The 10,468-nt window shown below is 57.4% G+C and carries 8 protein-coding genes; 3 read left to right on the forward strand and 5 right to left on the reverse strand.

Going from position 1 to position 10,468, the window contains the following annotated elements; all coding sequences use genetic code 11:
- Nucleotides 1-120 precede the first annotated feature (120 nt).
- The 4 genes from AC1DSG_RS21855 to AC1DSG_RS21870 all read right to left on the reverse strand — a co-directional run bounded on the left by AC1DSG_RS21855 (nt 121) and on the right by AC1DSG_RS21870 (nt 7,855).
- Nucleotides 121-1,005, reverse strand: a complete 885-nt coding sequence (locus AC1DSG_RS21855; protein WP_477792743.1) for a winged helix-turn-helix domain-containing protein — start codon at nt 1,003-1,005, stop codon at nt 121-123.
- Nucleotides 1,006-1,249: 244 nt separating this feature from the next.
- Nucleotides 1,250-2,590, reverse strand: a complete 1,341-nt coding sequence (locus AC1DSG_RS21860) for a GGDEF domain-containing protein (protein ID WP_477792744.1) — start codon at nt 2,588-2,590, stop codon at nt 1,250-1,252.
- Between the two features lie 131 nt (nt 2,591-2,721).
- On the reverse strand, nt 2,722-3,846 hold the full coding sequence (locus AC1DSG_RS21865; RefSeq protein WP_477792745.1) for a response regulator: 1,125 nt from the start codon (nt 3,844-3,846) through the stop codon (nt 2,722-2,724).
- Nucleotides 3,847-4,093: 247 nt separating this feature from the next.
- Nucleotides 4,094-7,855, reverse strand: coding sequence for an ATP-binding protein (locus AC1DSG_RS21870; protein ID WP_477792746.1), 3,762 nt, complete (start codon nt 7,853-7,855; stop codon nt 4,094-4,096).
- A gap of 297 nt (nt 7,856-8,152) precedes the next feature.
- Between AC1DSG_RS21870 and AC1DSG_RS21875 the strand changes: the two genes are divergently transcribed.
- Nucleotides 8,153-8,545: a GFA family protein gene (locus tag AC1DSG_RS21875; RefSeq protein ID WP_477792747.1), complete on the forward strand. Its 393-nt coding sequence runs from the start codon at nt 8,153-8,155 to the stop codon at nt 8,543-8,545.
- A 22-nt stretch (nt 8,546-8,567) separates the two neighbouring features.
- On the opposite strand, the gene AC1DSG_RS21880 is transcribed toward AC1DSG_RS21875, so the two are convergent.
- Nucleotides 8,568-9,020: a hypothetical protein gene (locus AC1DSG_RS21880; protein ID WP_477792748.1), complete on the reverse strand. Its 453-nt coding sequence runs from the start codon at nt 9,018-9,020 to the stop codon at nt 8,568-8,570.
- Nucleotides 9,021-9,173: 153 nt separating this feature from the next.
- On the opposite strand from AC1DSG_RS21880, the gene AC1DSG_RS21885 reads away from it, so the two are divergent.
- A complete protein-coding gene (locus tag AC1DSG_RS21885) occupies nt 9,174-9,635 on the forward strand; it encodes an anti-virulence regulator CigR family protein (RefSeq protein WP_477792749.1) in 462 nt (153 codons plus the stop codon).
- A 115-nt stretch (nt 9,636-9,750) separates the two neighbouring features.
- Nucleotides 9,751-10,278, forward strand: coding sequence for a hypothetical protein (locus AC1DSG_RS21890; protein ID WP_477792750.1), 528 nt, complete (start codon nt 9,751-9,753; stop codon nt 10,276-10,278).
- Nucleotides 10,279-10,468 lie beyond the last annotated feature (190 nt).

Consider the following 10,468-nt stretch of genomic DNA (forward strand, 5'->3'; position numbering starts at 1 on the left):
CTCTCTCCGGTGCACCAAAGATCCAGGTCCATCTTGTGCTCGCCTGACAGGCGCCCCAGTGTCACACCCAGCAGGCCAACGAGTACGAAGGCCAGGCACCAACCTGCATTTGCGGCGCGTTTAGTCATGTTGTTGTACGCCAATGCAGCGACTACTTGCCGTTTCCAGCTCGCCATCGCAAAGAATCTGATCTGCCCCACGACGCGACGGTAACAGGTACAGGTGGATGTTTTGCGCCGAAATGCCCAGATGCTCCGCCAGTTTCCGGCTGTGCTGAACCATCTGCTTCAGGTGTATCGCCTCCGGGGGTTGTGCCTCCTGACTGGACAGATGCACATGCACATCGTCCATTGTTACCGGCGCGTCGAACTCTGGCGGTACCGCCTCAGGAGAGGGGGCCAGCCAGATTTTTCCCAATAGAAATGCCAATACACCCCAAAGGGGCAGTGCGAGCCACAGCCCCCAACGCCTAGGTAACGTTATCGGGTGTACGGGTCGCGCCCCCGAATCGGGATCGGCTGACGCCGGCATTGCCATGATTGTTGGCGGTTCAACGGGTTCGTCCTCTACATCGGCCAGGGTCGATTCAGGACGCGCAGCAAGTGCGGGCGCCTCGCTGTCAGTATCAACCGCGAACGGAGCCAGCGTCGCATTCGCAGTGGCTGGCAACTCCTCGACCCTCACGCCATCGGCGAGCTTGTAGCCTATGCGTGGCAAAGTCTGGATGAATTCGCGATCGGGTTGCAGTTTCTCCAACGCCAGACGCAATTGCCGGACAACCTGGGCCAGGCTGTTGTCAGTCACTTCCAGGCCGTATTGGCCCCACGCACCGGCCATCAGTTCGCGCTTGCGCACCACCGATCCACCCGACCTGAGCAGCATGGCCAGGCATCGGCTGGCGATTGCCCCGATGCGCAAAGGCTCCTCATTGGCGGCTTCAATGCGAAACAACAGGAAATTGTTCTCATCGAATACCAGATGTTCATCAATCAGCAGTTGACCCATGGCGACCTTCTATGAAGGGCAGAAAGGCAAGTCGAAGATGTGTCGTCGACCTCTAGAGTTAAGCGGTCATTCCTTGCTTTGGTCAACATCGTTATCGAACAGGTGCCAAAAATGACTGCCACTTTGCTTGCCATGGCTGAAATTTTGATCGCAAAACTGCACGGGGGGATTTATTGGCGAGCCGCGCAAAATATTGTTTCGGCGCAGATCATCGAAATAATCGAGTCCAGGTTGACGGTAGGATTCAGGCGCGCGCAGCCACTGCGGAATCGGGCAGGGTCTCACTCACCAAGCGGTTGCGGCCTTGCTGCTTGGCTTGATAAAGCAGCAGGTCTGCACGGATCAGCAAGGTCTGAAGGCTGTCGCCGGGGCCATGCCAGGCGCTGACACCGATGCTGCAGGTGACACCAACACGGTTGCCGGCATAGTCCAGCGTTGAGCTGCGCAGTGCTTGCATCAGACGATTGGCTATCTGTTGTGCGCCTGTCAGATCGGTGTTCGGCAGCACGATGAGGAACTCCTCACCGCCAAGGCGGGCGACCAGATCCCCTTGCCGGACTGTTTGGGTCAGCAACTGCGCGAAGAACTTCAGCACCTGATCTCCACCGTCATGACCGTAGGTATCATTGACTCGCTTGAAGTGGTCGATATCGAGCATCAATATGCACAACGAGCCGGGCTTGCGCGTGGAGCGCGACAATTCCACTTCAGCCAGTGTCATTCCCGCCCGGCGGTTGTACAGGCCGGTGAGAAAGTCGTGGGTCGCCGCCTGATGTTGCACCACGCTGGCATCGATCAGATGGGTCAACAGCCAATTGATCATTAGCAGACAGACCAGTATGCCGACCGCCAACAACAACCAGAATCCGTTCAATTTCAGGAACTGCGGAAAAAAATCCGGCGCCAGTGGATCACTGTAGACGCGCATTTGCAGACCTTGATGCAGGTTCGCGTAGTGATGAAAAAAGCGATCTTCGCCTTGCGCCAGTTGAGGCTGCGAGGTTGACCAGGTGGCGCCTGTGGCAGGCACAAACTCTGCCTTGCCGGCGGTGAAGCGTATGTCGAAATACAAGGCAGGCTCTTGACCATGTGACACGGCGACGTGCACGACAAGCCTGTCGGTAATTGCTGGCCCCAATACCAAGGGTGGCAGCAGCGGCTGCGGTTGTAACCGGGTTTGCGTTTCCTGGATCACTGCATAACGCCTGTCGCAGGTATAGCCCAGAAACTGTCGGCTGGTCATGCGGACACCGCCCTCTTTGAGGCTCATGCGTGGCGCCTGCGGTTTGGGCAAAGGAGCCAGTTGGTGTACCRGCACCCGTAGTGTGTACTGTGATAGCCCTTCGAGATCCGCCGACAGGGTCTCCGTGGCCCGTTGCTGGCCGGCGATGTACTCGTCCGGCAGGCATTCTTGCGGTGGCGGATTTGCCATCAGCAATGATTGTTGCAATTTATGGGTTTGCAGATTGCTCAACAGGCTGGCATAACCCCAGGCACTCCGTTGAGACAGCAGTGCTTGCTGACCCTCCAGCAGCGTGACACGTTGGGTCTGATAGCGATCGACAACGGCTATGACTGTAAGCATTGACAAAACGGCCACTATCATCCAGCAAGTACGCTTGATAGCCCGCGCGTGCAATACGACCCAACTCATGATTCTTACTCCGATGTGATCGCCAGCACTGTTTGTCTTGCATCTGCCATGACTCGTAACCGTTAACCCGTCATAGCTTCAAGGAGCTCCTCGGCAGGGGTATCGGCATAGCACTCGGCGATACTTTCAAACTCTTTTTCCAGCGCGACGAATGCTGCCGCCACATCCGGATCAAAATGCCGGCCGGCGCCGTCCCGGATGATTGTCGCCGCCGTCTCGTGGCTCATCTCCGACTTGTATACCCGTCGGCTGATGACCGCATCATAGACATCGGCGACCGCCATCAGGCGCGCGCTGACTGGAATGGCCTCACCGGCCAGGCCATTGGGGTAACCGCTGCCATCCCATTTTTCGTGATGGCACAGGGCAATTTCTTTGGCGATGCGCAGGAAAGGCACTTGCGCACCCAACATTTCCTCGGCATGCACCAGAGCCTGATAACCCAGCCGGGCGTGGGTCTTCATGATTTCAAACTCTGCAGGCTCGAAACGGCCCGGCTTGAGCAGGATGTGATCTGCAATTCCGACCTTGCCGATATCGTGCAGCGGTGCCGACTTGAACATCAGATCAATGCTTTTATCGTCAAGGTGAGCTCTGAATCGCGGGTGATCGCGTAATTTTTCCGCAAGCAGCCGGACGTAATGCTGCGTGCGCCGCAGRTGGTTGCCAGTCTCGTTGTCGCGGGTCTCGGCCAGCGATGCAAGMGCCATGATGGTCACGTCATGGGTAGCTTGCAGTTCACGGGTTCGCGCCAGGACTTCTTGATCGAGATAGGCGTTTTGCGAGCGCAACAGGTCTGCTGTCGCCTTGAGGCGCAACTGGGTCTGCACCCGCGCCAGCAGAATTGCCGGGTTGATCGGCTTGAACAGGTAGTCGGTCGCTCCTAGCTCGAACCCCAGGCACTCGTCTTCGTCTTGATTGCGGGCGCTAAGAAACAGGACCGGTACTTCACTTGTAATTGGGTCACCCTTGAGACGACGGCAGACCTCATAGCCATCCATGTCGGGCATCATCACGTCCAGCAGGATCAGATCCGGTATCGCCCGATTGACGATCTGCAATGCATGGGCACCGCTGGTTGCAATTCGGACGTGATAGCGCTCACTCAGCAGCTCACTGATCAGTTGCAGGTTGGCCGGCATATCGTCGACCACCAGCACGCTGGGTCTAGGGGATGAGTTGTTCAACTGGACTTCCTCGTGACGGGGTCACAGATGGAGCGGTAATGCGGCCGAGGGGGCGAGCGCTTTTGCCGATGGCGTACGAAGGGGAAAGGTGCGACCTGTCGTTTCTGCCAAGCGAGTGCAGTAACGCATGCCAACCCCGGATCTGCTCTGAAATGGGCTGAAGCGTATGCGCCGCGCGCTGAAAAACGCTGAAAACTTCTGAACAACGCACTTTTCAAGGAATGAAGGGCGTGTGGTCCTTGTGTTTCTATCCGCTCATTGCGTCTGTTCCACAAGCCTGCCGGGCCTCACTCAGATAGACTTGCGCCCCCTGGAAATCGAAACGTTTCACCGCGCTTTCCAGTGGCTGGAAGTGGTTTGCGAACGCGCCACGGAGTAAGCCCGCATGCGAGGAAAAGTAGGGCACTGCCTGCGCATCAAAGTCACCCAGCAGCGCATCGAGATGCTGGCAAATCCGTTGCAACTCGGCCCCGTCGACCACCGTCGGCACAGTCTCGGCTGCACAGGGCAGCTTTTCCCGCAATTGTTCCAGCAGGGCCTCCAAGGGTTCAGACAGCGCTTCCAGTGCGATCTGCAACTCATCCTCGGATCGTTTTGCGCGCAGGGCCTGTTCCAATACATTYGCCGCCTGGGCCACGGCGTCGGCGCCGATGGTCGCTGATACGCCTTTGCAGCTATGGGCCAACAATTCGGCTTTATCCAGTTCGCCCGCCGCCATTGCTGCGCTTAACTGTTTCAGCACGGGGCGCTGGCTGTCCAGGTAGTGGTGCAACATGTCCGCATACAGGCTGTGCCTGCCCAGTACCCGGCGTAGGCCGGCAACCATGTCCACACCGTCGAGTTTCAAACCTGCATCGACGCAACTCACCCTCGCCACTGACTCTGGCGCCACGGTGCGCGTTTGCCGGGCCGGCGTCTCATTCAGCCAGCGTCGCAAAACGACATAAAGCGTCTGCGGTTCGAAGGGCTTGCTGACAAAATCATTCATGCCGGCTGCCAGGCAAGCGTCATGATCACGCCTGCTGGCGTTGGCGGTCATCGCGATAACGGGCAGGGTGCTCAGTCCGGGCTGCCCACGCAGTAGGCGGGTGGCCTCCAGACCATCGAGCACCGGCATCTGCATGTCCATGAACACCAGGTCATAGCGCTCAGCCGACAACCGATTCAGCGCCTGCCGGCCATCAGCCGCGATATCGACCCAACAACCCACCGCCTGCAGTAATTCGGCCGCGACCTGCTGGTTCAGCTCATTGTCTTCTACCAGTAAAACACGGGTCCCTTCGGCCACCCTCCAGTCGCACGGAGTTTCCCCGGCGCACAAACCATCAATGACATTGCTCTGGGCTAACCGCAGGCGGACCTCAAACCAGAAGTTGCTGCCTTCACCCAGTGCGCTCTGCACACCGACCTGACCACCCATCAACTCGGATAGCTGTTTGGCGATTGCCAGCCCCAGGCCCGTACCACCAAAGCGTCGTGTGGTGGAGGTATCAGCCTGCTGGAAACTCTGGAACATGTGCTTTAACTGCTCGGACGAGAGCCCTATGCCGGTATCGGTCACGCTTAAGTAAAGCAAAGCGTCATCCACACCGGCCTGACGCAGACTCACCTCAACCCGGATCTGCCCGCGCTCGGTGAATTTCACCGCATTACTCAGGTAGTTGAGCAGTACTTGCCGCAGTCGAAGCGGATCGCCACACAAACGTTCGGGCACATCCGCAGCGACATTGAGCCGCAGACTCAAGCCTTTATCGGCAATACGCGGACGGACTTGGTCGAGCACGTCTTCCAGCAGTTGGGCCAGGCTGAAGTCGCGGACCTCCAGCTCAAGCTTTCCAGCCTCGATCTTGGAAAAATCCAGAATATCGTCAATGACGCCCATCAAATGCCGACTGGAGCTTTGTACCTTGTTCAGGTAATCGCGCTGACGCTCGCTGAGGTCCGTGCGCAAGGCCAGGTAAGTCATGCCGATGATGGCGTTCATCGGCGTGCGAATCTCGTGGCTCATGTTGGCCAGGAATTCGGCCTTGATGCGTGCACTGTCTTCGGCCAGTTGCCGCGCCTGCTCCATCTCTTGTGCCGCCACGCGCTGGGCGGAAATGTCTTCGATGATCCAGATCGAACCTTGCGACGACAGGTTGCCGGGCGCGACTGCGCGAGCACTCACGCTCGCCCAGAAGCYGCTGGCGTCCCTGCGGCAAAGCTGCATTTGCTGCTGATAGATTTCACCCCGGTCCAGCGTCTCGCGAACATTGGCTTCGAACGGGATTATTGCCTCTGTAGACATGACCTGTTCCATCCAGATCAGCGGAGAGCGCTGCAATTGTTCGCCTGCGGCATAACCGAGCAACTCGTCCAGCCGCGAATTGGCCTGCACGATCAAACTGCCTCGCACCAGTGCAATGCCATAGGGCGCCGAGGTAACGATGGCCTGCTGCTGTTCGTGCGCTTCGCGCAGGCTGCGTTCTTCAGCTTTGCGCTGGCTGAGATCGCGAATCGCTACGCACACGCATTGCCCCCGATCCTCGCGCGCCGGAAGCAGGCACAGGCGCATCTCGGCGGGAAACTCGCCACCATCAGCACGACGGGCAATCACCTCGACCGTATTGAGCAGATTTTTTATCCGCACCTGCGCGAGCAGACGATCAACGGCTTCGAGCTGGCTGTCAGGCACCAGCGCCCGGTAACTCTGGCCAAGCAAGGTGCCGGGGGCATAACCAAAGATCGCTTCGCTCATCTGGTTAGCCAGGATCACACCGTGCTCGTCGAACACCAGCAGCGCTTTAGGCGCGAACTCGACGATGCCGCGATACCAGCTTTCGGTGGCTTCCAGGGACTGCTGGCGCTGTTGCAGGATCAACGCCTGGATCTTCAGTTGCTTGGCCTGCAGGCAAGCCTGGTGTAATAGCTGCTGATTGTGCAGGCGCTGCTGCAGCAAATTCAGCAGTGTGCCGAGTTTATTGGGCAAGCTGTCGAGCAGCTTGAGCTGGGCGAGATCCGGGCGATGGGCGAAATCGAGCTCAAGACTGGCGAGCTGCTGCCCCTCTTGCAGCAGTGGCAAGCTGTAATGCACCTGGCCAGTACGCCCGACGACGGGCTTTGTATCGAATAGTAAAACCGTCTTGCAATCCAGGGATTTGCCCAGCGTCTGCTGCAACCTTTCGGTAAAAGCCTCTCGACTGGCACACAACTGCAACGTCTGCACCAACTCTCCGAGTTGCCCCTTGACCCAGTGCTTTCGGCGCAGCTCTTCATTGACATCGACATAGGCATCGAGCGCTTCGGCCAGGGCCACGACTTCGGTAAGCCCCTGGCGGTGCCCTGACTTTCCGACGGCTTCGCCGGCATTCATGCGGCGTATGCGTTCGGAAAGACTCAGCAGTGGTTTCACCAACTGACGACGCAGAACGACCAAAAATACCAACAGGCCCGCGCCCAACGTAATCAATTGCAGCAGGGCACTGATGTGGGCGGCCAGCTTCGCATTGTTCCGGGCCGCCTCGAAGTCGCTATTAAAACGTTGGGTCGTCGAGAGTTTCAGCTGATTAAGTGCGTCTGCAAGGCTCCACTCGGAATTGATGTAAGTGGTACCAGCAAGCAATGTCGGGCCCCCTTTGTGAAAGCTCTCCTTCATTGCCTGACGCTCCATGCGCGTCTGCCGGTGATCCATTTCCTCGACCGTGGTCAGCAATTGGTCTTCCGCGTCAGTCAGTCCGATCGCTCGAAAATCGGTCGCGATTTCGTGGAAAGCCCGGTTGTTCTGCCACTTTTCGTTGTATTGGGTGAGATACAGCTCGTCGCCGGTGCTGACATAAAGGCGAGCCAATTGCGTCAGTTCACGGTTGAGGGTAGCCATCAGGGCAATGTCGGTGATGGTCTGGTGGCGTCGATCAGTGGCTTGCTCGGCCYGATTGCCGATGTACTCATCCAATGCGACGGAAATCAGGCAAGCAATCAACGCTATGCCAAATCCGGCCGAAATGAGTTTGCTCAGACGTTCCAGGCTCATGGGCTCTCCTGCGACAACAGTCCCGATCACGCGCCGGAAGCTTAATGTGCAAAGTTAACCGCCATGCCCTTATCAGTGCTGTGAAAACAGCTGATTCAATCGAATCACTGTGATGAAAAGCGCTGAAAAACTATGAAGCGCCTATGGGACAGAGAAACCGAACAGCTACCCGAACGACCGGGAGGGTGTGTGATTGCAGACGTCCAAGGGTGGCTTTTGGTGAGCTGGAGGCACTTTGACTAACCTCTTTGATACGCATTTTGCGAGCGCGAGCTCTTGATTCAGTGGAGGTGCAGCATGGRCCGATTCACCGGCGGCTGCCTGTGCGGCAATGTCAGGTTTGTGGCATCGGGGCGCCCATACCGGGTTGGCCTTTGTCATTGTCTGGACTGCCGCAAGCATCATGGGGCGCTTTTTCACGCCTCCGCGATATTCCCTCAGGAGGCAGTAATGATCGAGGGCGAAACACGCGATTACGCGGGGCGGTTTTTCTGTCCTCGCTGCGGTTCCTCGGTGTTCGCCCGCACCGCCGACGAAGTCGAAGTGAATCTGGGCTCGCTGGATGCTCCAGACCAACTCAAGCCAACCTATGAAAGCTGGATTGTGCGCCGCGAGTCCTGGTTGCCGCCGTTTGCGCTGACAAGAAGATACGAGCGCGATCGTGACGCCACGGGGCGCTTTGAGGAGTAATCGTCGAATTCAGAGGTTGTGGCTACTTCACCGCGACCCCGTGCTTGATATCTCCACAATAGATATCAACGTTGCCATCCGACGGTGCCGTGCGCACGAGGATGGAGTACTCACCGGTAAGCAGAACCGACATCGGGACAGGCGCGGATCTTGATATCGTCCAGCCGCGTATGGGCTGGCGTTCGGTGTTGTCCTGTTCGTTCATTGAGTAGGCGACCGGTCCGGGTTTTTGACAGCTGCCTTTATAAATGAACGTGTAGAGACGCAAGGGCAGGGTGACACCCATTGGAGCACCACTGATAAAGAAATCTAATCCGGTTTTATTGTCATAGCTCGACAACGTTACATTGCCGATCTGACCGGCATTCTGCTGCGTGGCAACCAAAGGAACGGTCACACTAGGGGTTGATGATGTGGCGCAGCCGAAGAGGGTTGCGCTGACCAGTAGTGCTGCAAGTGAGTGTCTGAGCTGCATGGCCAAACTCCTGTGTCGAAGAACTGCACGGGTGATTAGCCGGTATAGCTCATTAATTGCTGCTCTGATGTTGTCCAAGCCAAATTACGTGTACTTGTTGCAGCGCAGCGCTAAATTTCAAAGAGATGTCCTGCCACGATGAAGGAAAGACACATGTTCAGATCTCGCTCATTGATTGCAGCCGTTACATGCCTTGCGCTGATTGGCGGCTCAACCGCAGCATTAGCCGATCCTGGTAATGGAAAGGGCCAGGGAAACGGTAAGGGCAACCCGCATAACAGCGAGGTTCATGGCAACCAGGGAGGCAAWGGCAAGCATGCCAATGGCAGCGATTGGGATAACGGCCCAAGCATCAATCATGCAAGTGTTTTAGGGATTATTGGGGGGTATCAGGACTACTGGAGTCCCGGACCTGCCTTGCCACCCGGCATTCAAAAGAACCTCGCGCGGGGTAAGCCACTTCCACCCGGCATTGCCAAAAAACTGGACGGTCGATTAGTTGGCAAGTTGCCACATTACGATGGATATGAATGGCAACAAGCGGGCACCGATTTGATATTGGTTGCGTTGGCAACCGGGCTTATTTACGAAGTTCTAAGCGGTGCTTTTGATTGATGCCTGGTGGCGAATGCGATGGGTTCGCAGATACATTCCGCCTTTCGCGGGACTTGAACTGTCTGGGGTCAAATGCGTCTTAAGCATGCGATATCACAACCCTACGGAAGCTATCATGCTTTTAAAAAACAAGAGTCTCGTTGCTGTAATGTCCTGCGCCCTGATGCTTGCAGCGGCCCCATTACTGCCTGCTGACCTGTCTGTCATGAACGCCGCCTTTGCGAAGGATGGTGGCGGCGGCGGCGGTAACGGAGGCGGTGGCGGTAACGGTAACGGAGGTGGTGGTCACGGCGGTGGCGGCGTTGGCGGTGGTCATGGTGGCGGTACAGGCGGTGGTCACGCGGGTCACAGCGGTTCCGATCACTCCGGCGGCGCTCACAGTAACGGTCGCGGCAATGGACTCAGCAGTGATCATGCCGGCAGGTCCGTCAGGGATCATGGCGAAAGCGGAAACCACTACGGCAATGATCGCAATAGTGACCGCGGTCATGGGCAAACGACTTCAGGCATCGCCCACTCCAGAGATACTCACGGCGTAAGCAAAGCCAGTGCCATTGCGGCCTCGACACCTGGAGATCACAACTCGAAAGGTTTGAGCAAAACCGGTAGGTCGGTATCGAACAGTCGCACTGATCATCCATAACGGCTGATCGGGCAGTACGGCAGACTCATTGCAACGTCTGCCGCACGCTTGAGCTCCCTTCGAATTCTTCGGTGCGCAGTTTTGTCCAGAGTGGCAGGCGGGAATCCTCGCCTACCCTAGCGCTCGCCCACTGCGTCGGCGGTGATTCAGCACGTCCCCCAAATAAGCCTGTTGCCCATGTCCGCTGAAC

This window comes from Pseudomonas sp. P5_A12 (genome assembly GCF_056400685.1).